The following is a 24,895-nucleotide window of genomic DNA, read 5'->3' as shown; positions in this document are numbered from 1 at the left end:
TCGATGTATCTTACAGCAATTGTTGCCAATCGCCCGCAAGGACACCGCCGCCTACGCTTCTCTTCCCCTCTCAACAATGTCAAAGAGCATGCATCTTTCGATGCAATCGATAAAAGAGACTTCCGCAGAACAGACTTTGTTCCCGACCGAAGTCGGGCCCAGCAGCCCGGTGTCTGAGGAAGCTCTTGGCGCCGTTCGCATCAGCGGCGGCGTCGATGGGCGGTATATAGGCTGAACCTCTTTGGCCTGTCAACGGACTTGTGAAAGTTTTTTGACAGCCTGCGGAGCCGTCATTCCGGAAGGCTGTCGCACAGGTTTTTCCGGCGCTGCCTCACTGCGGACACAGAAAGGCAGGAAGCAAAGCCGCGGCAGGCTCCCCTTCTTAAGGAGTTGGTGTCCTGCACAAGCTTATCTATTGACCTGTGCGGTTGCCGTCTCTTGTGCTAGATGGCCTTCTGGTGTCTGTGACAGCAACCCACACGCATCGACACTCGACAGGGACCATGAGCCATCTCCCCCCCGATGACAGCCATGCCAGAGGCGCCCGCAGGAACGCGTCGCATCTGTCGTCCGGCATCGATCTCGGGCATGAGCCCCCCCTGAACAGCAGCGGCAACACGGCCCTTGAGATCGACAAGTGGGAGGTCAATCTGCGCTGGCTCGGCGCCAGTGTTCTGACCGGGGTCACGGGAGCCGCCCTGATCGGGGCTTCCATCTATATTACCTTCGAAGGTGCGACGATCTCTGCGCTGCCGCCCGAGCGGGCGGCCCTGAGCGGCCGCGCCCTCTCGGCCAGGGATGAGGAGCGGGCGGCGAATGTCGCCCGCAAGGCCGATCGGCTGAACATGACGGAGAACACGGTCTCCGCGCGCCAGAGCTTCAAAGCCCCGATGACGATCCGCAACGGCGAGCGCGAGGCCATCAAGGTTCGCCAGTTTGTGCGGGTCGCCACGAACCTGTCGCTCACCTCCGGCACCTATGCGGCCGACATTCCGCCTTTCAATCCCTTGCGCCTGTTCGCCGAAGAGACGGAAGGACGGGTCGAGCCGGCCCCCGAGGTCGCCGATGCCGATGTCTCGGTTCTCAGGCGCGATCTTGCGCTGGTCGCCGTCGAGGCGAGCGCCCCGTCGCTGACTGACAATGACGTGCTGGCGATCCTCGAGGAGGAACGTCGGGTCTTCAACGAGGCGGGCCGCCGAACCACCGTGCCGATCCCCGCTCAGCAGATGCTGTCCAGAACGCTGCGGCCGCCGGAGGCCTTGGGCGACGCCCTCGGCTATGCCCGCGTGGTCGATGCGCCCTTCAGCACGATCGAGGTCCGGGTCGTGCCGGAGAACGTGACAGATCTTCCAAAGGTCGAACAGAAGGCCATGCCTCCTCTCGTCGAAGAGCGCGACGTTGTTCTCCGCAAGGGGGAAACTCTCGAGACGGCCCTGCGCAGCTACGGGGGAAGCCCGGAGCAGATCGCCGCCATCACCGCCGCCCTCTCGGCCCGGATGAGGGTGGAGGGCATGACCGAGGGCCAGCGGCTGCGCATCCTGATCGCCCCGGGTCCTCGCCTGGGAGATCCCCGGCAGATCGTGCGCGTGATCGCGTTCGGCGAGCGCGGCATCGAAGGGATCGCCGCCACCAACGATCGCGGCGTCTTCGTGTCCGTCACGCCTCCCCAGGATCCAGCGACGCAGCAGATCGCGGATGCGTCCGAGGAGGAAGGCGAGGAGGATGGCCGCGGCGGCGTACGTCTTTACGAGAGCCTCTACGAGACGGCTCTCAAGAACGACCTTCCCCGGCAAACCGTGGACGAGCTCGTGCGCATCTTCGGCTACGACGTCGATTTCCAGCGCCGGGTCTCCCAGGGCGATTCGTTTGAGGTCTTCTTCGGCTCAGACGACGAGAACGGGGCGCCGGAAGTTCTCTACGCCTCCCTGACAGTGGGCGGGGAGCCGCGCCGCGTCTATCGCTATCAGGGCGACGATGGCACCGTCGATTTCTTCGATGAGGCCGGCCGCTCGCTCAAGAAATTCCTCATCCGCAAACCGATCGCCGACGGCATCCTGCGCTCGGGCTTCGGCTCGCGCTACCACCCGATCCTGGGCTACTCGCGCCCCCATACCGGGGTCGACTGGGCCCACAGAGTCGGCACGCCCATCATCGCTGCCGGCAATGGCACCGTTATCAAGTCGGAATGGGATTCCGGCTACGGCCGCCGGGTCGAGCTCCAGCACACCAACGGCTATGTGACCGCCTACTCGCACATGTCGAGCTTCGCCAAGGGCATTGCACCCGGGAAGCGGGTACAGCAGGGGCAGATCATCGGCTATGTGGGCAATTCAGGCCTCTCGACAGGCCCGCACCTCCATTATGAGGTGATCATCAACGGCAGCTTCGTCGATCCGCTGAAGATCCGCCTGCCCCGCGGGCGCGAGCTCGAGGGCCGTGGCCTGGTGGAGTTCAAGCGTCAGCGCGAGCAGGTGGACGAGCTGATGTCTCACAGCGTGGCCGCCGTCAGCCTCTCCCAGCGCGCCGAACTCCGATAAACTCGCATGCTTGAGCTGTTCGCGATCGTCCTGCCGGTCTTCGGCCTGATCGGCATCGGCTATGTCGCGCGCCAGACAGGCTTCGTCTCCGAGCGGGTCGGCGAAGGGCTGTCCGAGTTCGTCTTCACCCTCTCCCTCCCCTGCCTGATCTTCCGCACTCTCGTCCAGGCCGAGATCCCGGCGGTCCAACCCTGGGGCTACTGGATCTCGTACTTCGCCGGTGTGGCCGTAGTCTGGCTTCTGGCCACCATGATCGGCCGGCATTTCTTCGGCATCAAAGGCGTCTCCGGCGTCGTCGCAGGCTTCGCGGCGGGCCAGGCGAACACGGTCTTCGTCGGCATCCCAATGATCCTCAAGGCCTATGGCGACGAGGGCGCCGTGCCGCTCTTCCTCCTGATCGCTGTCCATCTTCCCGTCACCATGACCCTGGCGACGATCCTGGCCGAGGGACGGCAGGCCTCGCCCCTTCTCATCCTGCGCCGCCTCGTGACACACCCGATCGTCGTCGCCATCCTGGCAGGATCCGCCTTCCGCCCGATCGCCTCCTATGTGCCCGCACCGGCCTGGCAGGTGATGGACCTGCTCGCGAGCGCGGCCGTGCCCTGCGCCCTGATCTCCATGGGAATTGCGCTGCGCCGCTACGGCCTGCAGATGGGCTGGAAGCTGCCGACAATGATCTCGTTCCTGAAGCTCGTGGTGCATCCCCTGGTGGTGCTGCTGCTCGCCACGCATGTCTTCCAGATGCCGCCGGTCTGGGCCGGCGTGGCGGTGCTCTTCGCCTCCTGCCCGTCGGGCATCAATGCCTACCTGTTCGCCGAGCGCTACGGAGAGGGCGTGGCCCTGGCTTCCAGCGCCGTAACGCTCTCGACCTTCCTGGCTCTGGGGAGCACCCTCGTCTGGCTCTACGTGCTGGGAGTCGGCTGAGGCTTAGAAACCGAGGCGCTGCCGAATGGCCTGCGGCGTAGCGCCTGCGGCCCGCAGCTCCGCCAAGGCCTGCGACTGACGGCTCTTCGCCAGCTTGTCGCCCTCAGGATCGAGCACGAGCCCGTGGTGATGATAGAGAGGCGTTGGGAGCCCGAGCAGGACCTGCAGCAGAACATGGAGATCGGTAGCGGCTTCGAGATCCTGGCCGCGGACCACATGGGTGACGCCCTGCAGCGTATCGTCCACTACCACGGAGAGATGATAGCTCGTCGGCGTATCCTTGCGCACGATGACCGCATCGCCCCAGCGCCAGGGATCTGCCGCCATCCTCTCCTCATGGCCGTCACAGTCGAACCTGTGATAGCCATGCGGCCCTGGCAGCAGCTTCTTCAGGGCCGCCATATCGAACCGCCAGGCATGACGCTCGCCGGCTGCGATGCGCGGTTCGATTTCGACGGCCGATAAGTTTCGGCAGGTGCCGGGATAGAGCGGGGCGCCGTCCGGATCGTGCGGCCAAGCCCTGCCGGTCTCCGCCTCCCGGCAGGCCACCGCCTCCGCAATGTCCTTGCGGGAGCAGAAGCAGGGATAGGCGACTCCCCTCCCCTTCAGGGTGCGGAAGGCAGCGCGGTAATCGCCGAAATGCTCCGATTGGCGCCGGACCGGCTCTTCCCATCGCAACCCGAGCCAGGCGAGATCCTCATAGATCGCTTCCTCGAATTCGGGACGGCAGCGGGTGATATCGATATCCTCGATGCGCAGAAGCAGGCGGCCCTCGAAGCGGCGGGCGAAATCGGCATTGAGCAGGGCCGAATAGGCATGGCCTAAGTGAAGCCGTCCATTGGGGCTGGGAGCGAATCGGAATACGGGCTTCGTCACGGGAGCCTGTGGATCAGAAGGAGCGAAAAAAGAATGGCCACCCTCCTCGAAACGGACGCGGTTCTCAAGAGGGGCCTTAAGGCACTGTCGAAGGCAGACCCGGTCATGGCGCGCCTTTCCGCCGAGGGCGCCATGCCGCAGCTCCGCAAGCGCCCGCCCGGTTTCGAGGGGCTAGCTTGGATCGTGGTGGGTCAACAGGTCTCGACTGCAAGCGCCGCGGCGATCTGGGGTCGCCTGCGAGCGCTGCTCGAACCTGCGACCCCGGAGGCCTTTCTGCGGCTGTCCGAGGAGGAGCTGCGGGCGGCAGGTCTCTCGGCCGGCAAGGTCCGGACTCTCCGCGCCGCCGCAGCGGACATCATCGAAGGGCGGCTGCCGCTGGACGAACTCCATGATTTTGCGGCCGACGAGGCGCACAGCCTCCTCACGCGGGTGAAAGGGATCGGCCCCTGGACCGCCGACATCTATCTCCTGTTCTGTCTCGGGCATCCGGATGCATTTCCGAGCGGGGACCTGGCCGTACAGGAGGCGGCCCGCCTCGCCTATGGCCTGGAACAGAGGCCGGATGCGAAGGCGCTCACGGTCCTGGCCGAAAGCTGGCGGCCTTGGCGCGGCGTCGCCGCCAAGGTGCTCTGGGCCTATTACCGGATGGTCAAGGCGCGGGAGGGAGCACCGGCTTGACGGGCGGGCCGTTCCGCCATGCAATCGATGCGCCTTCAACGATCGGGGATACGCTTCATGACCAGCATCGACGGTCCGCGCCTGGCGCCGCAATCCGGCGTGGTGAAGCAGCTCGTGGTCTTTCTCCACGGGCTGGGAGCGGATGGAAGCGACCTGATCGAGCTCGGGGAACAGTGGCGTGCTTGGCTGCCTGACGCCGCTTTCGTGGCTCCGCATGCGCCCGATCCCTGCGGCAATGTGCCGATGGGCCGGGAATGGTTCCCACTCACCCTGACCGATCCGAGGGAGTTCTGGCGCGGCGTGACCTATGCGGGGCCGGGTCTCGATGCCTTTCTGGACCAGGAGCTGGCCCGTCATGCCCTGCCGCCCTCAAAGCTCGCCCTCGTGGGCTTCAGCCAGGGCGCCATGATGGCGCTCCATCTGGGCCTACGCCGTCAGATGCCGCCGGCTGCCGTCCTGGGCTATTCGGGCCTGCTCGTGCTGGAAGACGGTGAGGGGCCGGAGGGCCTGATGCCCCTGGCGCGAACGGCTCCGCCGATCCTGCTGATCCACGGAGACCAGGACGACGTGGTGCCGGTCGAGATGTTCTTCTTCTCGAAGGAGGCCCTGGGTGCTGCGGAAATCCCCTGCCAGTGGCATCTTTCGGCGGGGCTCACCCACGGGATCGACGGGGAGGGCCTCCGGCAGGGAGGCCTCTTCCTCGCCCAGTCCTTCGGCCTTCCTTACCCTGAGACAGCTTAGGCCCTGGCGACCGCAAGCGCCGCATGGGCCCCGGCGCGCAGCATGGAGATGTCGCTGCCGATGGCGACCATGTGGAAGCCCTTGGCGGACAGCTCTGCCGCCCGCGCGCCCGACACCGCGTAGATGGCCGCGATCTTGCCGGCGGCCTTCACCCGGGCGAGGGCATGATCCAGCGCCTTGTCCACCTCGGCGCCGGTCGGGTCCAGCCCCTTCCCGCCCGAGAGGGCGATCGACAGGTCGGAGGGGCCGATGAAGACTCCGTCGATCCCCGGCACCGCCAAGATGTCGTCGATGATGGCAAGCGCCTCCCGGGTCTCTACCATGGCGAAGGAGACTGTCGTCTCGTTGGCTACCCGGAGATACTCGCCCGGTTCAAGCCCCGTGAGGGCAAGCGCCCCATAGGCGCCCCAGCTGCGCTCGCCCACAGGTGGGAACTTGGTGAAGGCGGCAAGCCGCCGGGCATCCTCGACGGTGTTGATCATGGGGGCGATGATGCCCGACACCCCGGCGTCGAGGTAGCGCGACGCGGAGGCGAAGTCCCCGACCGGGATGCGCACCAGGGCCGGCTTTCCCGCTGCCGCGATCAGGGGAATGGCCTGAAGAGAGGCAGCTAAATCGATGGAGCCGTGCTGCGTGTCCAAGGTGACGGCGTCGAAATCCTCGCGGGCCAGAATTCCGGCCACGGATGGGTCCGGCAGACCGCACCAGGCCGTCAGAACTGGCGTTCCGCCTTTCAGGCGCTCTGGGAACGATGAAGTGGTCGGCATGACGCCCTTTCGGCAGATTGCGGGTTCTGGGGCAGGGTGGCGGGTGAAATGGGCCGTTACCGGCCCACCTTGACCTCCTCGATCGCGCGCCCGGTCAGCTCGTTGAGCTTGGCCTGAAGCTCGGCATCGCCCGTCGTATTACCGGCGCCGTCGAGATCCCGGCGAACCTTGCGCAGGACATCCGCATCGCCAGCCTCTTCGAAATCCGCCAGCACGACGCTCTTGGCGTAAGCTTCGGCTTCATCGCCGGTCTTGCCCAGATGCTCGGCAACCCAGAGCCCAAACAGCTTGTTTCGGCGGGCGGTCGCCTTGAAGCGCAGATCCTCGTCGTGGGCGAACTGCTTCTCGAAGGCGTTTCTCCGGTCGTCGAAAGAGGTCATTCCGTCATTCTCCTTAGCTTTAAGCCTTCATGCGATATAAGGGCGCACTCGCGCGGATGCCAGACACTCCCCATCTTTAAGATCGGCGCCTCGATCTCGCTTGCCGCCTTCAACTCTCCTCCGCGTTGTGCTTGCCCGAGGGATCGGATAGGTTGCTTCTTCAAGCGGAGCGCCGGTAAATAGCCGCGCTTAACGCCAGCCGCGGATCTAAAAAATGAACGTCCCCAGGAGCCCCGGCAAATGGATTTTCTCAAACCTCGGTACACGCCTATGAATCGTCGCCGTCGCATCTATGAGGGCAAGGCGAAGGTCCTCTATGAGGGCCCGGAACCCGGTACGCTCATCCAGCACTTCAAGGATGACGCGACCGCCCTCGATGCCAAGAAGCATGAAGTCATCGACGGCAAGGGCGTGCTCAACAACCGGATCTCGGAATACCTGTTCCAGCATCTGAACGACATCGGCATTCCGACCCACTTCATCCGCCGCCTCAACATGCGCGAGCAGCTGATTCGCGAGGTGGAGATCATCCCGCTGCAGGTTGTCGTGCGCAACGTCGCGGCAGGCTCGCTTGCCACCCGCCTCGGCATCGAGGAAGGCACGCAGCTTCCCCGCTCGATCATCGAATTCTATTACAAGAACGAAGCTCTCAGCCACCCGATGGTGTCGGAGGAGCACATCACCGCCTTCGGCTGGGCTTCCCCTCAGGAGCTCGACGACGTCATGGCGCTTGCCATCCGGGTCAACGACTTCCTGTCCGGCCTCTTCCTCGGCGTCGGCATCCGCCTCGTCGATTTCAAGCTCGAGACCGGCCGTCTCTGGGAAGGCGAGATGATGCGCATCGTCGTCGCCGACGAGATCTCCCCGGATTCCTGCCGCCTCTGGGACATCAAGTCCAAGGACAAGCTCGACAAGGACCGGTTCCGCCGGGACATGGGCGGTCTGGTTGAGGCCTATACGGAGGTCGCCCGCCGGCTCGGCATCCTGTCGGAGAACGAGAACCCGGTCACCGGCGGCCCGCGCCTCGTGCAGTAAGCGGCCCTTTATCAACCTTCCTCAAGCCCGGCCCCGTGCCGGGCTTTTGTTTGAAGAGTGGTATACCATTTCCCTCCGAACCTGTTTCGCGCATAAATGACGGCCATGCCCTTCCTACAGTTGCGTTCCTGCCTTTTGATCCTGGCCGTTGCCCTCTCGTTGAGCAGCTGCGGCTACATACCCCGGCCCGTGGCGGGTGTGCCGCCCGGCACGCCCTGGGACGCCTTGCCCCTACGCAAGTGGCTGGCCGAGGACCGGGCCGAACCCGTTGCCCTGTCTTTCTGCGCTCCTCCCGAATGCAGCCCCGGCCTCGCCGTGAGCGTGATCCGCCTCACCGGCAAGGATGCCGAGGTGACCGAGGCTCTCCTCAAGGAGCCAGAACGGTTGGCGCGGGGCCTGCGCTCGCCGGCAGGGCGCGCGAAACCGGTGAAGACCCGGATCACGGTCGAGCGCCTGCGAGACGGCCCGTTGCCGGGCTTTGCCATCGATCTTGCCCCCGCCGACGGCGGTAAGCCCCCTGCCTATGGCGCGGCGTTCGGAAAACGCGAGGGCGAGATCCTGTCCGTGGTCCTGGTCATCGGCGAGGCTCAGGACGCCGTGCTTGCCACGGCCCGGCAAGTGGCTGCCCGTGAATTGGGCTCATAAGTTTTTGGCTTGCCGCACGATCTTGCGGTGAACCGCACTCACTTCACCGGATCGTGCTCCGAGGCCGTTGTCTCTTACGCTTAATGCCTTTATGGCGTGGGGCACATCTTGAAACAGCCCGAGGCCCCCATGAAAGCGCGTGTCACCGTGACCCTCAAGAACGGCGTTCTCGACCCCCAAGGCAAGGCCATCGAAGGCGCGCTCAAGTCGCTGGGCGTCGAGGGCATCGACGGCGTGCGCCAGGGCAAGGTCTTCGACATCGAGCTTGGAACCGCCGACAAGGCTCAGGCCGAAGCCCAGCTCAAGGCCGCCTGCGAGAAGCTGCTGGCGAACACCGTCATCGAGAATTACCGCGTCGAGCTGACCTGACCGTCATGCCCGGACTTAATCCGGGCATCCACGTTTGTCCGCGCCTCAAGGCGTGGATGGCCGGGACAAGCCCGGCCATGACGATAGAAGGATGAACTGATGAAATCTGCCGTCATCGTCTTCCCCGGCTCCAATCGCGAAGGCGATGTGGTGCGGGCGCTGAAATCCGCTGGCTCTCAAGCTGAGAAGATCTGGCATGCCGAGACCGAGCTGCCGAAGGGCACAGACCTCGTGGTTCTTCCCGGCGGCTTTTCTTATGGCGACTACCTGCGCTGCGGCGCCATCGCAGGTCGCGCCACGGTGATGGATGCAGTTCGCGCGCATGCAGCGCGCGGCGGCTTGGTGCTCGGCATCTGCAACGGCTTCCAGATCCTGTGCGAGTCGGGTCTTCTTCCCGGCATCCTGATGCGCAACGCCAACCTCAAGTTCATCTGCCACCGTCAGTTCCTGCGGGTGGAGCGCAACGACACCGCCTTCACCAGGGCTTATGCCAAGGGCCAGCCGATCGATGTCTGCGTGGCGCATGGCGAGGGCAACTACACGGCTGACGAAGAGACCCTGAAGCGGCTCGAAGGCGACGGCCTCGTGGCCTTCCGCTATGCGGATGCGCAGGGGCACATCACGCAGGATGCTAACCGCAACGGCTCCATGAACTCCATTGCGGGCATCTACTCCGACAAGCTCAATGTGCTGGGCATGATGCCCCATCCGGAAAACCTGATCGAGGACCTCGTGGGCGGCACCGATGGGCGAGGCCTGTTCGAGAGCCTCGTGTCGTCCTTCTCCCGCGCTGCCTGATTTCTGAACTTATGGTCGCATTCTTCGGGCGGCGAACCGGTTTACACTTCGCCTAAGAATGCTCAAAAAACGAGACCCCGATGATCCGCAACGACGTCGCCATCACCCCGGAGCTGGTCAAGGAGCACGGGCTGAAACCCGATGAGTACGAGCGCTTCGTGAACCTGATCGGCCGCGAGCCGACCATCACCGAGCTCGGCATCGTGTCGGCCATGTGGAACGAGCATTGCTCGTACAAATCCTCCCGCATCCACCTGCGCGGGCTGCCCACAAAGGCACCGTGGGTGATCCAGGGTCCGGGCGAGAATGCAGGCGTGATCGATATCGGCGACGGGCTCGCCTGCATCTTCAAGATGGAGAGCCACAACCACCCGTCCTTCATCGAGCCCTACCAGGGCGCGGCGACGGGTGTGGGCGGAATCCTGCGCGACGTGTTCACCATGGGCGCGCGGCCCATCGCGGCGCTGAACTTCCTGCGCTTCGGCGAGCCGGATCATCCCAAAACCCCGCACCTCGTCTCCGGCGTGGTGGCGGGCATCGGCGGCTATGGCAATTCCTTCGGCGTGCCCACCGTGGGCGGCTCTGTGGGCTTCGACAAGCGCTACAACGGCAACATCCTGGTCAACGCCATGGCGGTGGGCCTCGCCCGCACGGATGAGATCTGGTACGCGAAGGCCACCGGAATCGGAAATCCGATCGTCTATCTCGGCTCCAAGACCGGCCGCGACGGTATCCACGGCGCCACCATGGCGTCCGCCGAGTTCGACGATGCATCGGAAGAGAAGCGCCCCACCGTGCAGGTGGGCGACCCCTTCGCCGAGAAGCTGCTGCTGGAAGCCTGCCTCGAGCTCATGAAGTCGGGTGCGGTCATCGCGATCCAGGACATGGGTGCTGCAGGCCTCACCAGCTCGGCGGTCGAGATGGGCGCCAAGGGCAATCTTGGCATCGAGCTCGACCTCGACAAGGTGCCCTGCCGCGAGGAGGGCATGACGGCCTACGAGATGATGCTGTCCGAGAGCCAGGAGCGCATGCTCATGGTCTTGAAGCCCGGCATGGAGAAGGAGGCGCAGGCCATCTTCCACAAATGGGGCCTCGACTTCGCGGTGATCGGCAAGACCACCGATACGCTCCGCTTCGTCATCAAGCACCAGGGCGAGGTGAAGGCCGATCTTCCGATCAAGGAACTCGGCGACGAGGCGCCTCTCTATGACCGCCCCTGGGTGGAGAGCCCCAAGTTCCCCGTCATCGCTCCCGATAGCGTCAAGGCTCCGATGTCCGAGGCCGAGGCGCTTCTCAAGCTCGTCGGCTCGCCGGACCAGTGCTCCAAGCGCTGGGTCTGGGAGCAGTACGATCATCTCATCCTCGGCAACACGGTCCAGGCGCCTGGCGGCGATGCGGCCATCGTGCGCGTCGAGGACGGGCCGAAGGGCCTGGCGCTCACCACCGACGTGACGCCGCGCTATTGCGAGGCCGATCCGTTCGAGGGTGGCAAGCAGGCTGTGGCCGAAGCCTGGCGTAACATCACGGCGGTGGGCGGCCTGCCGCTGGCCATTACCGACAACCTCAACTTCGCGAGCCCCGAGCGGCCCGAATCCATGGGCCAGTTCGTGGGCTGCCTCAAAGGCATCGGCGAGGCCTGCAAGGTGCTCGATTTCCCCGTCGTGTCCGGCAACGTGTCCCTTTACAACGAGACCAACGGCCAGGGCATCCTGCCGACGCCTGCTATCGGCGGCGTGGGTCTCCTCGACGACGTAACGGTGAATGCCTCCATCGCCTTCAAGCGCGAGGGCGAGGCGATCATCCTCATCGGCGAAAGCCAAGGCTGGCTCGGACAGTCGATCTACCTGCGCGACGTCTGCGGCCGCGAGGAAGGCGCTCCGCCGCCGGTCGATCTGGCGAGTGAGAAGCGCAACGGCAATTTCGTGCGCCAGCTCATCCGCTCCGGTCAGGTGACGACCGTGCATGACCTCTCGGACGGCGGCATCGCGCTCAGCTTAGCCGAAATGGCCATGGCAGGCGGCGTGGGCGCCGAGATCACGGCTTATCCTGAGGGCATGCCCCTCCATGCCTTCCTGTTCGGCGAGGATCAGGCCCGCTACCTCATCGCCGTCGATGAGGACGTGGCCGCCGACATCCTCTACGAGGCCGGCGCCATCGGCATTCCGGCCGTGACGCTCGGGCTGACCGGGGGCGATGCGTTGATTCTGCCTGGGCAGCAGGCCATATCGGTGAAGCAACTGAAGGCGGCCCACGAAGCCTGGCTGCCAGCCTACATGACCGGCAAATCGTGACCGAAAGGTCGTAAGGAGTTTGATCCATGCCAATGGACGCGCGTGAAATCGAGAGCATGATCAAGGCCGCCCTGCCGGATGCGGTGGTGGAGATCAAGGATCTGGCGGGCGATGGCGACCATTACGCCGCCACCGTCACGTCCTCGGCCTTCAAGGGCAAGTCGCGGGTGCAGCAGCACCAGTTGGTCTATGCAGCGCTACAGGGCCACATGGGCGGCACGCTGCATGCCCTTGCATTGACGACGCTGGCACCCGACAATTGAAAGCATGAGCCCGGCGCCTTGACCGCCGTGGAACAGGAGACATTCATGGCTGACGCCAACCAGATCATCGACAACGAAGTGAAGTCCAACGACGTCGTTCTCTTCATGAAGGGCACGCCGCAATTCCCCATGTGTGGGTTTTCGGGGCAAGTGGTCCAGATCCTCAACTACCTTGGCGTGCCCTATAAGGGCGTCAACGTGCTCGAGGACGAGACCGTCCGCCAGGGCATCAAGGACTATTCCAACTGGCCGACCATTCCCCAGCTCTACGTGAAGGGCGAATTCGTCGGCGGCTGCGACATCACCCGCGAGATGTTCCAGGCCGGCGAGCTGCAGCAGCTCTTCGCCGACAAGGGCATCCAGGTTCAGCAGAGCGCCTAAATCAAGCGCTCTCCCTAGCGGAGTCGAGGCGGGGCCGGTGCCCCGCCTTTTTCTTTTGAAACAGCGTGAGCTGGTTCCCTTCACCTCTCCCCGGTGGGGAGAGGTCGAGCGTAGCGAGGGTGAGGGGGAGAGCGCTCTCCGGATAGAGCTGTAACCCCTCACCCGGACCTGACGGTCCGACCTCTCCCTCAGGGAGAGGTGAGACGGCGTCACGCCTGCCGCTTAATCAATGACCTCTCTAGAACAGGGGGCGTCTTATGTCGCATTCCGTCTAAGGCCCCGTTTCCGGCACAATGGCCGCTCTGACTGGATCGGCCGCTGCCACAACAAACAGAATGCAGCGGCTTGAATTGGGGGCTTTTCATGCTGGAACCGGAGACGAACGTCGTCGCCTTCAAGCCGCGCGCGGCCGTAGTGCATCACCCTAAGAGCCTCATGGAGCGGGTCTATGCCGCCGGCTCGCTCTCGTTGCGGGCCGACGACCGGGCCACCAAGGCGGCAGCCGTGATGCTGCAGGCGCTGGGCTTCCTGGTGATCGAGGAGATCACGGCCGACGGGGCACCGCGCCGGCTCCAGCGCGGGGAGGCCAAGGGAGCCATGGACCGGCCCTGGCGGCTCTCGAAGCCGGCATTTTCCGGAACCATCGGCATTCCCGACGGCGGGGCCGTTCCGACCTAGCTCTGACTGTTCTGTTGGTCCTTGGCCGACCTGGGTGTAGCCTGTCCAGAGCGGTATCCGAACTCGGCCTTGAGCGATACCGAGTGGTTCAGGTCTGCTGCCTGCCGATCTGAACGCCCATACGATCTGGAAGGGGACCCGTGAATGTCGCCCGCCCAATCCCGGATCTGCAAAGGCTGCTGGCAGCAATTGCGGGTTCCCGTGCCTCTGCACGGTCTGGCCTCCGTGCCGTTTCGTGCCTTCGGCATCCGCCCGAGCCGGATGAACCCGAACACCTGCACGGTCTGCGAACTCATGTTCACGCGCATCATGAAGGCGCGCAAGATCCCGGTCGACGTCTCCATCCTGTTTGCCGATCTCCGGGGTTATACGGCCCTGTCTCAGTCGCTTCCGCCAGACGCGGTCTCGTCCCTGCTCGATGCCTTCTATGACGAATGTGCCGAGGCCATCTGGGACTATGACGGCCTCCTCAACAAGACCATCGGCGATTCCATCATGGCCATCTTCAACTTCCCGATTCAGCAGCCTAACCACGCCGAGCAGGCCGTGCGGGCGGCCCGCGAGATCCAGCGCCGCTGCGAGGTTCGCCGCAAGACCCTCCTGGCCGAGAACAGGGGCCTTGAGGGGAGCGAGCTCGGGGTCGGGATCGGCATCGACTCAGGGACAGCCAGCTTCGGGGAATTCGGCCGGGCGCATCGTGACCTGACCGCCATCGGGCCCGTGGTGAACACGGCCGCCCGCGCGCAGGCTGCCGCCGGAACGGGCGAAATCCTGGTGACCCGGACCGTCTTTGAGCGGGCCGGGCGCGACCTGGTCAGAGGCGAAGGGCGGGACTACCAGCTGAAGGGCATCGAGGCCCCGGTAGAGCTCTACGCGGTTTAAGAGCGGTTCAGCGCCGCCTTCATGAAGGCAACGGCATCGGGCGAGGCCCATTCGGCCGGCCCTTTCAGCAGCGCGATTTCGCAGCCTAAAGCATCGACCACGAAGGTTGTCGGCAACCCGACCACATGGCCGGACTTCTGCAGGACCTGCAGGATCTTGCCCTCGGGATCGGCATGGTAGGCCAGATTCGTGATGCCGTTCTCCTTAAGCCAGGCTTTCGGCTTCTCGCGGTTGCGGGTGTCCACGTTGATGGCGACCACCTGGAAATCGGGACCGCCCAGTTCCGCCTGCAGCTTGTCGAGGGCCGGCATCTCCTCCCGGCACGGCACGCACCAGGTCGCCCAGAGATTGACCAGGATGGTCTTGCCCTTGAAATCGGCAAGGCTCATGGGCTGACCCTCGGGACCCGTGAAGGCGATCGTCGGGGGCGGCTTGGGAGCGCTGTTCACCCCGACCGCAGCCACCTCGCCCTTGGCCAGCGGCTTCAGGCGCTCCGTTGTCTCCTTCGAGGTCCGGCACTCGGCAACGCCAGCCACCATGGAATCGCGGGGCGCAAGGCCGTACCAGGCCGCACCGCCCCCGGCGAGCACGAGAGCAGCGAGTCCTGCAATCCAGGCGCGGCTGCGGATCGTGGAAGATAGTTGGGTCGTCGACATGGAATGGATGTGGCGCCTTTCACAGCGAACCTCAAGCGCTAAAGGCTTCTTGGACTTGTCCCCAGGCTTCACGATGCTGTAAGCGCCGCGCTTCACGTCCAAAAGTCCTGGCGGTTTTGCCGCCAGGACTTTCACTCCTCATCCAGTTTAGATGATAAAGATGTCCGCTGCTGTCAGATTGACGTTGTTGAAGTCGGCGATCTTGACCGCAGCGCCTCGGCCGGAGCCATCAGCATCGTAGAACAGGTCATCCGTGGCGCGATTGAAGATGAGATAATCATTTCTATCAAGTGCCTGGTCTCCAACACGGAAGTAAGCGGAACTCAGCTTGCCCGGATTGGCTTCCGTGCCTCTTCCAAGCGTCCGGAAGATCGCGTTATCGAGCATGACGGAATCATCCCGAACGTTGAAGTCGAGAATTCGGTCGACGTTCGAGCGTGTCGGACGGTCATCGAACTTGAAAAAGTCCTTGCCCAGCCCACCACGCAGGTCGTCGAGGCCACGGCCGCCATCGAGCACATCGTTGCCGCCGAACCCGAGAAGCACGTCGCGACCGTTACCCCCGACGATCGTGTTGGCGAACTCGGAGCCGCCCAGCCGAACAGCCGCGTTGGTACCGGAGACGAGGAACTCGACCTCAGCACTTGCCGCGAGCGAGAACCTGGACGTGACGCGAACCGTGTCAATGCCGCCACCGGCGGCTTCCGTCACCACATCGAACGTGCTGTCGACGAGGTAAGTATCGTTCCCGAGGCCGCCTGCCATGGTGTCGGCACCGGCACCGCCATCGAGGATGTTGGCGCCGCTGTTACCGGTCAGTACGTTGGCCGCAGCATTGCCTGTGAAGTTAACGGCTCCTGTACCGCCGGCTCGCATGTTCTCAAGTCCAGTCGCGAGGGTGTAGCTCGACAGGAAGGACACGACCGTGTCGACCCCGTCGCTGTCGATGATCACGTCGCCAGCGTTGTCGATGACATAGGTGTCGTCGTTGGCACCTCCATCTAGACGGTCGGCACCGGCACCGCCGTCAAGCGTGTCGTTGCCCGCGCCGCCGACAAGGTTGTTGACGCCGGCGTTGCCGGTCAGGCTGTTATTACCTGCGTTGCCGGTTGCATTGAGTGCTGCGCTGCCAATGAGAATGACGTTCTCAAGGTTGGCTTGGGCCGCAATGGAATATGTGATCGAAGCATTGACGGTGTCGGTTCCTCCGGCCGCCGCCTCCGTAACCTCGTCATCGACGCTATCCACCACGTAGGTGTCATTGCCGGCTCCGCCCGTCATTTCGTCGTTGCCGGTTCCGCCATCGAGAAGGTCGCTGCCGTCACCCCCCAATAGATCGTCATCGTCGGTGCCGCCGAACAGGGCGTCATCGCCGCCCGCGCCATCGAGGATATTGGCACCCGTATTGCCTGTCAGAGTGTTGGCGAGAGCGTTGCCTGTGCCGTTAATGGCCGCGATGCCGATCAAGGTGAGATTCTCGACGAACGCAGCCGTTCCCGTTAGGGAAAAATTCACGCTGGAGCGGACCGTGTCGGTACCTCCGTTTTCCAATTCGGTCACGACGTCGCCGTCATCATCGACAACATAGGTGTCGTTACCACCGCCCCCGTTGAGGGAGTCAGCCCCGGCGGCGCCATTCAGGATATTATCGAATGCATTGCCTGTGATCGTGTTGGCATCATCGTTACCCAGAACATTGAATGCACCATCGGCCTCTGCAAGGGTGAAGGTTGTGTCACCATCTTCCAGAACTACGAGACGGAATTCGTCATAGCGTATCGGCATATTGGTCACTCCTAGGCCCCTGTTTCGAGTTACCTGAGGCTGCTCGAAAATGATGTATTATTGCCTTCAGGTCATACGTAACGTCATGAGATACAGGATGTTCCAACATTTCTCTTGCGGGCTTTAACTTGAAATTATATTTCAAGATTGAAGAGTTCCCAGGCCTGTACCCATCAGCTTTGCCTCTCGCATCTGAAACCGCTTCCCGCTATGGTGCCGCCACGTTTCGGAGCCTCTTGATGTCGCCCAGCCTGTCTCTCTCCCGCACGATCCTGGTTGCGGGCATTGTTGTTTTAAGTCTTTCGGCCTGCGGCCGCCGCGGCGCGCTCGAGCCGCCGCCGAGCGCTTCCGCGCCGGCCGCCGAGACCCAGCAGGCCACGGCGGGCGAATCCACCCTGCCCTCGCCGGTCGGGACGCCCCGCTCCTCGCCGCGCCAGGGCTACACGATCCCCAACAAGCCTTTCATTCTCGATCCGCTGCTTTAGGCCTTTTCGATGCACCATTTTGCCTATCGCGACGGTGTCCTCCATGCAGAGGGCGTCGATCTGTGCCGCCTCGCGGATGAGGTCGGCACTCCGTTCTACTGCTATTCCAGCGCCACCCTGGAGCGGCACTACCGCGTGTTCGCCGAGGCCTTTGCCGACACGGACGCCCTCGTCTGTTACGCCATGAAGGCGAATTCCAACCAGGCGGTGCTCAAGACCCTGAGCCGTCTCGGCGCCGGCATGGACATCGTGTCCGAGGGTGAGCTGCGCCGGGCGCTTGCTGCCGGCACTCCGGGCGAACGCATCGTGTTCTCCGGTGTCGGCAAGACAAGGCCCGAGATGACCTTTGCGCTCGACAGCGGCATCCTGTGCTTCAACGTGGAATCCGAGCCCGAGCTCGAGGCGCTGTCCGAGGTCGCCGTCTCGAAGGGATTGCGCGCCCCGGTCTCGATCCGCATCAACCCGGACGTGGATGCCAAGACGCACGCAAAGATCTCGACCGGCAAGTCCGAGAACAAGTTCGGCATCCCGATTTCCCGCGCCCGCGAGGTCTATGCCCGCGCCGCCGCCCTCAAGGGCATCACGGTCACCGGCGTCGACATGCATATCGGCAGCCAGATCACAGATATGAGTCCGTTCGACAACGCCACCGCGCTGCTGGCCGAGCTCGCCCGCGACCTGATGGCCGACGGGCACAAGCTGCATCACATCGATCTCGGCGGCGGCCTCGGCGTGCCCTATCGCGAGAACAACGAACCGCCCCCCGATCCGCAGGCATACTCCGCGATCATCAAGCGCCACACCAAGGATCTCGGCCTCAAGCTCGTGTTCGAGATGGGTCGCCTGATCGCCGGCAACGCGGGCGTGCTGATTGCCCGGGTGATCTACGTCAAGCAAGGCGCCGACAAGCCTTTCGTGATCGTCGATGCGGCGATGAACGACCTCATACGCCCGACGCTCTATGAGGCGTACCATGACATCAAGCCGGTGACGGAAGCCTCGCCCGACACGCCGCGCATCGTCGCCGACGTTGTTGGGCCCGTTTGCGAAACCGGCGATTATCTGGCGCTGTCCCGCGACATGCCACAGGTGAAAGCCGGCGACCTCATCGCCATCATGACCGCCGGCGCCTACGGGGCCGTTCAGGCCAACACCTACAACACGCGACTTCTCGTGCCCGAAGTGCTGGTGCGCGGCGACGACCATGCCGTGGTGCGCCCGCGCCCAACTTACGAGGATCTCATCGGCCTCGATCAGGTCCCTGGCTGGCTGCGCTGAAGAGATTGATCTTTCTATCTAAGTAAAAACCCCGGCGCTGTTCACGCCGGGGTTTTTATTGAGCCTGTTTCTCCGCTCAGATCACGAAGAAATCCTTCTCGGTGAGCGGGAGGCCCTTCTTGATCGTCGCGATCTTGACCTGCGCGGCGCGGCCGGTGCCGTCCTGGTCATAGTAGAGCGCGCCCGTGGCCTTGTCGTAGACGATCCGGTCGGAGACGTCGTGCGCGGCCTTGCCGGTCCAGAACAGATCCTTGGCGAGCTTGCCGGGCTTAAGTTCCGTGCCCTTGCCGATCCTGGTGAACACCGCGTTTTCGAGCCAGATCGAGTCGTCCTTGACCGAGAAGTCGCTGATCTTGTCGACATTGGTCTTCTTGTTCGTTGTGGTATCGAACACGAAGATGTCCTTGCCTTTGCCGCCGGTAAGCACGTCATTGCCCAGCCCGCCCCAGAGCATATCGTTGCCAAGGCCGCCGCCCAGCGTGTCCTTGCCCGCACCGCCCTTGACCACGTCGTCGCCGGACGAGCCGGCCGTGCTTTCGGGGCTCACGTCGACGACCTTTATCGACACTATCCTGTCATTCGACAGCCCCTGCGCATCGGTGGCGCGGAGGGTGAAGGTGTAGGACGCCTTCTGCTCGGCATCGAGCTTGATCCCGCTCGTCACCACGAGCCGGGTGACGCCGCCCTGCGTGACAAGCTGGAACGGCGCATCCTCGGCCCCTACGAGCGAGTACCGGAGCGTGTCGCCCGCATTCGGATCGGTGCTGCTTACCGTACCCACCTCTGTGCCGTCTGCTGCCAGCTCCTTGACCTCGCTGTTCGACAGCTGAGGCTGCCCCGGAGCCCGGTTCGCCGTCACGGCCTCGACCGTGACGGTCTTCGCCTCGGGGGACAAACCCGTGTCATCGACCACCGAGATCGTGAAGGTTGTAGTCTCCGCCGTGCCGATCGGATCACCCCGGTCGCGTGGATCGAACAGCAGCGTTTGCAGGTCCTGTGTGACGTTGTACGGGTGACCCTTCACGGTATAGGTGCCCAGAACCGGATCGTAGGTGCCCTTGTTCTTGGCCCCCAGGATCAGACGTCCGTTCGCCGCTGCGAAGCTGACCGTCACGGTTACCTCAAAGCTGTCCTTGTCATCGACAACCACATCCGAGAAGGGCGCAACGAAACCCGTGTCGGCGACGGGACCGACCTCGCTCACCGGTACGATCACGACCGGGGTGGAGACCTGAGTCGAAATTTGCACATTGACGAAGGCCCATGTCACGGAATCGCCTGCGTCCTTGAGGGAAATCGTGACATCCCGAGCATTGGTGACAGGTGCCCCGGTTGCGATGTTCTGATAGGACAAGGCCCGCACGAGCTCCTGCACACGATCCGGTGTCGCCTCATTAAACAGGTTGATCACCAAGCTGGCCACATCGGCAGTGTTGTCGATCGCCCCGATAGCGACGCCATTGACGGAAACGACCCCGCCTTGAACCTTCACTGTAGCATTCTGGGCGATGACGATGCGGTCCTGGGTCAACACCGCGTTTGCGATCGTCACCGTCACTTGGCTGTAATAGGGCGGCGTGGTGGGCACCACGGCGTCTGCATTCACATCGAGGGCTACTGTTCCGCCTACCGCAGCGACGCGCTGATCGCCGTTCAGATTGAGAATTTCGCCGAGACTCTTCACAAAAGTGCCGCTGTCATCCTTGACTGTCTCAATCCCCTGGCGGAACAGCTGATAGCGTTCCAGCTTCGACAAGGTCGCGCCGGAAAGTACGACCCTGTCATCGTCGAAATCATCGCCATGGATCAGCAGAGCGGTTGCCACATCGTCGACCGTTACGGTCGCTGAGGCTCCTGTCAGCTTGATGCTTTCGATCCCATTGAGGGCGATGTCGGTCAGGTTGAACGCTCCGCCGCCGGCCAGTTCCAACGTATCGTTCCCGCTACCGCCGCTGATCGACTCGATGCCGCTCAGTCGCGCTCCATTCGTGATGATCGTTTCTTCCCCTCCGGTCCCCAGGATAGCCTCGAAGCCAGCGAACTCCAGGGGCGCCCGAAGGTCGAGCGTTCCGGCCTCAATCATCATCAGGATGTCTTCGCCGTCACCGCCATCGACCCGATCGCCGGACGAGAGACCACCCTCCCGCACAAACAGAGTCTCGGCCGCCGCTCCTGCCGTGCCGAAGACAGCCTCGGCATCCACCGTCAGCACGGGCATGTCTGCAAGGGTGAAGACACGCTGTGCGACACCGCTTTGCTGGTCTTCGCCCTGGTTCCAGTTGGACCAGGCGGCGACCCAACGTCCGTCGCCGATATAGGAGATATCCGCTTCCCGGTTCCACTGGCTTCCGAGCCAAGCCGCGATGGGCATCTCCGGGCCGATCGGGTTACCGTCGCTATCGAAAAGGCGCTGGAACACGTCGTAGCCGGACGAGTACGTGACGATCCAATTCCCATTCGGCAGAACCTCAAGCTTGGGTTCATGCTGATTGCCCATCTCAACAGCGTTGATCTTGAGAGGCTGGGTGAATTGCGCTTCCCCTTGCGTATTGAACTTCTGCAGGAACACGCCTTGTCCGTCCGAATCCGCTCCTGTCCACACCACGAGGAACCCGTCGCCGAGGGCCTTGATCTGAGGCATCGGAGATTTGGCCATGCCTGAGGCAATCACCTGTTCAGTGGTGAAAATCGGGGTGCCGCTTGGATCCAGGATCTGCAGAACGATCTCGTGAGGAGCATCGGATCTTGCCTGCTTTGACCAAACGACCGCGGTGCCACCGTTGATCGCCGTCGCATCCTGCGTTCCCATTTCGGATCGAGGCAGAGCGCTGATGCGTCGGTCGACAGCTTTGCCCAGCTCGTCCAGATACTGAGCCTCACCATCGGCGTTGTACCGCTGTTGGAAGACACCTCCTTGATACTGATCTACCCAGGTCACGAGCCATCCGTCCGACAGGACGGTGATCTTGGAGTCGACTTGGCGTCCAATTGACGCCTGATTGACCTTGATCTCGGTTTCGAAGAGCGGGTTTCCATTGGCGTCGAAGCGCTGGACGAAGATGTCCTCATCATTTCCTCGCGCCCATGTCACCAGCCATCCGCCTTCAAAAGCCACGACTGACGAATCTCGATCGGCTTCCGATGCGTTGGTGGTCTCGAGAATGTTGATGCGCCGCTCCTGCGTGAAAGCCGGCGTACCATTGCTGTTATAAACCTGCTGATAGACGCCTCGCCCCGCCGGGCCGTAGCCGTCCCAGGTGACAACCCAGCGTCCATCGCCCAGAGATGTCACGGACGGATCGCCCTGGTAGACCTTCTGAGGGTCACTTCCTTCAGAATTGACCTGAGTCTCTTCCCCTGATCGAAGTACAATGAAAGCCATTGGCGTGTTCCCCCAGACAAGCTGATGTCTCACACCCATGGGGACGTTTCTGCTGAGGCAAGACCATGAGTGAGAAAGACTTCCCATCATAGTATTGAACTAATATAGTATTACAAGCGTTATCCGAGAAATGATCTATTGCAATATAGTTACTTATTTGATCTTTGTGAATAGTCCCGATGTAAACAGCTCCCGGCCAAGGTTGAGCTGGCAGCGCCCGCGCTAGTCAAATAAAATTTAGCCGGATGGCGAAGTGAGCCGCCATCCGGCTAGTCGAGCCTGGCTTCACCTGCTCCAGATCAGATTACGAAGAAGTCCTTGTAGGTTATGGCGAGCTTCTTGGAGAGCGTGGCGACCTCCACGGCAGCTTTGGATCCCGAACCGTCGACATCATAAGACAGCTTGCCGGTCTTCTTGCTGTAGATGATGTAATCGTCCTTATCCTTGGCCTTCTCCAAAGCGAACATGGACTTCTTGAGTTGGGCCGGAGCCGCCTCGGAGCCCTTCTTGCCGAGCTTGGTGAAGATCTTATTCTCCAGCCAGATGGAATCGTCCACCACTTTGAAATCGACAACCTTGTCGAGATTAGTCTTCTTGTTGGGCTTGGAGTCGAACACGAAGACGTCCTGGCCGCCGCCGCCGGTCAGGATGTCCTTGCCGGAGAAGCCTTTGATGATGTCTCGGCCAGCAGTCCCATTCAGATTGTCGGCCTTCTTCGTTCCAGTAAGAACATCGATGCCATCAATCATATTGATGGTGAAGTTTCCGCGAACTGAATTCTCTCCATCGGATGCTGTTAGGGTAATTTGATGATGAATAGGCGTTTCATAGTTGAGCCTAACGCCTTGGCGGACTTCAACATCATACCCCCCCACTTCATTCTCGACCAAGTTGAAGAACTGTGAGCTTTCCGAGTTCAATGTATAAGTTACATCGTCATCCTCGGGGTCAACCGCTGTGAGTCTGCCGACGATAGAACCGCTCCCCGCGTGCTCATTCACCTTGACCGATGTGAACGTAATGGTGGATTTTTCATTCACATCCGTTAGATTAATTGCAACAGTTTCTGCGACACTATTGGTTCCGTCGGACAGCGTCATCTTGAAATTATGAAAGGTGGCACTCTCGTAATCGAGAGACACACCGTCACGAACGACGACCTCGTAGATCCCATAGCTTTTGTACACTAACCTGAATAGTTTCGCGCTCTCCGCGGACAGGTTGCAATCGAGATTACCATTCTCAGGGTCAGCTACGGTAAGTATACCGACAACACTGCCACCAGCGGCGCCCTCGCTGATTGTCTCCGCCTCGAAATCTGCCTCTGGCTTTTCATTCACATCAGTGAGGTTGATCAGCAGCGTGTTGACTACTGGATCAATGCTGTCTGAAACCTCAACTTCGAGAGAGCGATGGTCTTCATTCTCATAGTCGAGGATGACACCAGCGCGAACGACGACATCGTATCCGCCATTTGAATTTTGCACCAAATCGAAAAGCTCGGCGCTCGCATCCGACAAGGAATAGATGAGTTCATCACCGTCGAAATCCGTCGCTGCAAGCTTTCCAATGACCGTGCCTGCTCCCCCGCCTTCTTTCACACTGATGGGAGTGAAGGTTGTTTTCGGAAGGGTGTTTCCGAATACCAGTTCGAAGCTTTCTTCGAATGAGTTGAACCCGTCGGATACCGTCACGGTAAAGCTGCGTTGCGCTTCATCCATGTAGTCGAGAGCCGCGCCCTGCTTGACGAAGACACCGTATGTGCCGCTCGCGTTCTTCACGAGAGTGAACAGACCGGCGCTCTCGCCCGAGAGGATGTATTCGACCGTTTGCCCCTCCGGATCATATCCCACGAGCGTTCCGACAAGGGTGCCGGCCGGCGTGTTCTTTTCGACTTCCAGGAATTCGAAGGTGGCCTCCGGCTCCAGGTTTTCGTTGATATTGAGAAAGACAGTTTCCAGTGTCGTGTTGTTGGCGTCGTCGGACACCTCAATCACGAAGCTCTGAAAAGCGGTTCTGTCGGAACGCAGGGTGATTCCTTGCTTCACCACAACATTCCAGGTGCTGTCCCCGTTGTCGATGAGGGTAAACCACTGAGCACTGCCTGTAGACAGCTTATAGGTCAACGGACCGCCCTCAGGATCTCCAGCGCTAATTACAGCGACGAGGATTCCTCCTTTCGAGCCATCGAGCACCTCTATCGGCTCAGCACTCACCTCCGGCGCTTCGTTCACGGGCGTCACGGTGAGCGAGACCTGCTTCACGTAAGAAAGGCCTTTGGCATCTGTGACCTTCACATAAACCGGCATGGAACCGATGGGGGCATCGTAGAGGTCGGATTTGACGACGATCTCGCTCCCGGAAACCCCGAAATAAGGGTGGTCGTATTCGGCCGTGCCGGTCTCGTCCTCGACAATTGTATAGGTCAGCAGGTCGCCCCGATCAGGATCCTGGCCCGCCAATGTGGCGACGGTTGCGCCCAAGATGGCGTTGTCTCCGATGGTGCCGCCGGTGACCAGGATGTCCGTGGGCGCTTCGTTCACATTGGTGAGGTTGATCACCACCGGCACGGCCTCGACCTGTGTGCCCTGGGACCCGGTCACTTGGATGTTGAGCGTGAACTGTTTCTGAGACCCTTCGAAGTCGAAGCTGCCGGCCTTCACGACGAGCTGATTTCCATTGATGATCTGGAAGCGCTCATCCTCAAGAATGAACGTGAAGGTCTCGCCCTCGACAACCTCGCCGGCGACGCTGAGGGTGCCCACGAGAGCACCTGCCTCAGCATTCTCGGCAAGTGTATTGGACGATAGAACAAGCGTAGCCATGGAAGTGCCCCGAAGATAAAATGTAATTATGTTATTATGAAATTATGTATCGTCATGGTACTCCTGACGTCAAGGAATTTCGCCGCTCCAACCCTTTCGTCACGGCCGTGAACCGGGGCGGCTTGAGCCACGTTTCCATGCAGGCCTCGGTCACCTCTTCTTGAACCTCCGTGCCGATTTGACCGCTGGTCATCCGAGGCTGCCGTGCTAGCTTTCTCGAGGGGGCGTCTGCACATGCG

Annotated in this window: 23 protein-coding genes; 16 read left to right on the top strand and 7 right to left on the bottom strand. The window is 62.2% G+C overall.

Annotated features, from left to right (window positions below):
• The 3 genes from VB618_RS19455 to VB618_RS19445 all read left to right on the top strand — a co-directional run.
• A partial coding sequence (locus VB618_RS19455; protein ID WP_329798408.1) for a hypothetical protein occupies nt 1-235 on the top strand: 235 nt, incomplete at its 5' end.
• A 268-nt stretch (nt 236-503) separates the two neighbouring features.
• Entirely contained in the window at nt 504-2,537 is a 2,034-nt protein-coding gene (locus VB618_RS19450) for a M23 family metallopeptidase (protein WP_329798407.1), read from the top strand.
• A gap of 6 nt (nt 2,538-2,543) precedes the next feature.
• Nucleotides 2,544-3,461: an AEC family transporter gene (locus VB618_RS19445; protein ID WP_329798406.1), complete on the top strand. Its 918-nt coding sequence runs from the start codon at nt 2,544-2,546 to the stop codon at nt 3,459-3,461.
• A 3-nt stretch (nt 3,462-3,464) separates the two neighbouring features.
• Here the strand turns inward: VB618_RS19445 and gluQRS are convergent, their stop codons facing one another.
• Nucleotides 3,465-4,337, bottom strand: coding sequence for a tRNA glutamyl-Q(34) synthetase GluQRS (gene gluQRS / locus VB618_RS19440; protein WP_329798405.1), 873 nt, complete (start codon nt 4,335-4,337; stop codon nt 3,465-3,467).
• A gap of 33 nt (nt 4,338-4,370) precedes the next feature.
• Here gluQRS and VB618_RS19435 point away from each other — a divergent pair, with 33 nt between their 5' ends.
• Nucleotides 4,371-5,015, top strand: a complete 645-nt coding sequence (locus tag VB618_RS19435) for a DNA-3-methyladenine glycosylase family protein (protein ID WP_329798404.1) — start codon at nt 4,371-4,373, stop codon at nt 5,013-5,015.
• A 57-nt stretch (nt 5,016-5,072) separates the two neighbouring features.
• Nucleotides 5,073-5,756: an alpha/beta hydrolase gene (locus VB618_RS19430; protein ID WP_329798403.1), complete on the top strand. Its 684-nt coding sequence runs from the start codon at nt 5,073-5,075 to the stop codon at nt 5,754-5,756.
• On the opposite strand, the gene VB618_RS19425 is transcribed toward VB618_RS19430, so the two are convergent.
• Both VB618_RS19425 and VB618_RS19420 read right to left on the bottom strand, forming a co-directional pair.
• A complete protein-coding gene (locus VB618_RS19425) occupies nt 5,753-6,523 on the bottom strand; it encodes an HpcH/HpaI aldolase family protein (RefSeq protein ID WP_329798402.1) in 771 nt (256 codons plus the stop codon). The two genes, VB618_RS19430 and VB618_RS19425, sit on opposite strands and share 4 nt — an antisense overlap.
• A 56-nt stretch (nt 6,524-6,579) precedes the next feature.
• Nucleotides 6,580-6,903 carry a DUF1476 domain-containing protein gene (locus VB618_RS19420; protein WP_329798401.1) on the bottom strand — a complete coding sequence of 108 codons (324 nt, stop codon included), beginning with the start codon at nt 6,901-6,903 and terminating at the stop codon, nt 6,580-6,582.
• Nucleotides 6,904-7,143: 240 nt separating this feature from the next.
• Between VB618_RS19420 and purC the strand changes: the two genes are divergently transcribed.
• From purC to VB618_RS19375, 9 genes are all read left to right on the top strand, one after another.
• Nucleotides 7,144-7,938: a phosphoribosylaminoimidazolesuccinocarboxamide synthase gene (gene purC, locus VB618_RS19415; RefSeq protein WP_329798400.1), complete on the top strand. Its 795-nt coding sequence runs from the start codon at nt 7,144-7,146 to the stop codon at nt 7,936-7,938.
• Between the two features lie 105 nt (nt 7,939-8,043).
• Nucleotides 8,044-8,583 carry a hypothetical protein gene (locus VB618_RS19410; protein WP_329798399.1) on the top strand — a complete coding sequence of 180 codons (540 nt, stop codon included), beginning with the start codon at nt 8,044-8,046 and terminating at the stop codon, nt 8,581-8,583.
• Nucleotides 8,584-8,712: 129 nt separating this feature from the next.
• Nucleotides 8,713-8,952, top strand: coding sequence for a phosphoribosylformylglycinamidine synthase subunit PurS (purS, locus tag VB618_RS19405; protein WP_201835135.1), 240 nt, complete (start codon nt 8,713-8,715; stop codon nt 8,950-8,952).
• Between the two features lie 99 nt (nt 8,953-9,051).
• Nucleotides 9,052-9,750, top strand: coding sequence for a phosphoribosylformylglycinamidine synthase subunit PurQ (gene purQ / locus VB618_RS19400; protein WP_329798398.1), 699 nt, complete (start codon nt 9,052-9,054; stop codon nt 9,748-9,750).
• An 80-nt stretch (nt 9,751-9,830) separates the two neighbouring features.
• A complete protein-coding gene (purL, locus tag VB618_RS19395) occupies nt 9,831-12,041 on the top strand; it encodes a phosphoribosylformylglycinamidine synthase subunit PurL (protein ID WP_329798397.1) in 2,211 nt (736 codons plus the stop codon).
• A 26-nt stretch (nt 12,042-12,067) separates the two neighbouring features.
• On the top strand, nt 12,068-12,304 hold the full coding sequence (locus tag VB618_RS19390; protein WP_329798396.1) for a BolA family protein: 237 nt from the start codon (nt 12,068-12,070) through the stop codon (nt 12,302-12,304).
• A 45-nt stretch (nt 12,305-12,349) separates the two neighbouring features.
• Complete coding sequence (gene grxD / locus VB618_RS19385; RefSeq protein WP_183452452.1) at nt 12,350-12,685, top strand: Grx4 family monothiol glutaredoxin; 336 nt, start codon at nt 12,350-12,352, stop codon at nt 12,683-12,685.
• A 363-nt stretch (nt 12,686-13,048) separates the two neighbouring features.
• A complete protein-coding gene (locus VB618_RS19380) occupies nt 13,049-13,363 on the top strand; it encodes a hypothetical protein (protein WP_329798395.1) in 315 nt (104 codons plus the stop codon).
• Between the two features lie 144 nt (nt 13,364-13,507).
• The gene (locus tag VB618_RS19375; RefSeq protein WP_329798394.1) at nt 13,508-14,245 is read left to right on the top strand and encodes an adenylate/guanylate cyclase domain-containing protein; all 738 of its coding nucleotides are present in this window, start codon (nt 13,508-13,510) and stop codon (nt 14,243-14,245) included.
• Here the strand turns inward: VB618_RS19375 and tlpA are convergent.
• Together tlpA and VB618_RS19365 are read right to left on the bottom strand one after the other, a co-directional pair.
• On the bottom strand, nt 14,242-14,997 hold the full coding sequence (gene tlpA / locus VB618_RS19370) for a thiol:disulfide interchange protein TlpA (RefSeq protein ID WP_329798393.1): 756 nt from the start codon (nt 14,995-14,997) through the stop codon (nt 14,242-14,244). The two genes, VB618_RS19375 and tlpA, sit on opposite strands and share 4 nt — an antisense overlap.
• A gap of 51 nt (nt 14,998-15,048) precedes the next feature.
• A complete protein-coding gene (locus VB618_RS19365) occupies nt 15,049-16,686 on the bottom strand; it encodes a calcium-binding protein (protein ID WP_329798392.1) in 1,638 nt (545 codons plus the stop codon).
• Between the two features lie 239 nt (nt 16,687-16,925).
• Between VB618_RS19365 and lptM the strand changes: the two genes are divergently transcribed.
• Both lptM and lysA read left to right on the top strand, forming a co-directional pair.
• Nucleotides 16,926-17,171: an LPS translocon maturation chaperone LptM gene (gene lptM / locus VB618_RS19360; protein ID WP_329798391.1), complete on the top strand. Its 246-nt coding sequence runs from the start codon at nt 16,926-16,928 to the stop codon at nt 17,169-17,171.
• Nucleotides 17,172-17,180: 9 nt separating this feature from the next.
• Complete coding sequence (gene lysA, locus VB618_RS19355; RefSeq protein WP_329798390.1) at nt 17,181-18,449, top strand: diaminopimelate decarboxylase; 1,269 nt, start codon at nt 17,181-17,183, stop codon at nt 18,447-18,449.
• 76 nt (nt 18,450-18,525) lie between these two features.
• On the opposite strand, the gene VB618_RS19350 is transcribed toward lysA, so the two are convergent.
• Together VB618_RS19350 and VB618_RS19345 are read right to left on the bottom strand one after the other, a co-directional pair.
• On the bottom strand, nt 18,526-21,831 hold the full coding sequence (locus VB618_RS19350; RefSeq protein WP_329798389.1) for a cadherin domain-containing protein: 3,306 nt from the start codon (nt 21,829-21,831) through the stop codon (nt 18,526-18,528).
• 299 nt (nt 21,832-22,130) lie between these two features.
• Nucleotides 22,131-24,656, bottom strand: coding sequence for a hypothetical protein (locus VB618_RS19345; RefSeq protein ID WP_329798388.1), 2,526 nt, complete (start codon nt 24,654-24,656; stop codon nt 22,131-22,133).
• Between the last annotated feature and the right edge of the window lie 239 nt (nt 24,657-24,895).

This window comes from Microvirga sp. CF3062 (genome assembly GCF_036314045.1).
GTDB lineage: Bacteria > Pseudomonadota > Alphaproteobacteria > Rhizobiales > Beijerinckiaceae > Microvirga.
This window is presented reverse-complemented; position numbering and strand designations above follow the sequence as displayed.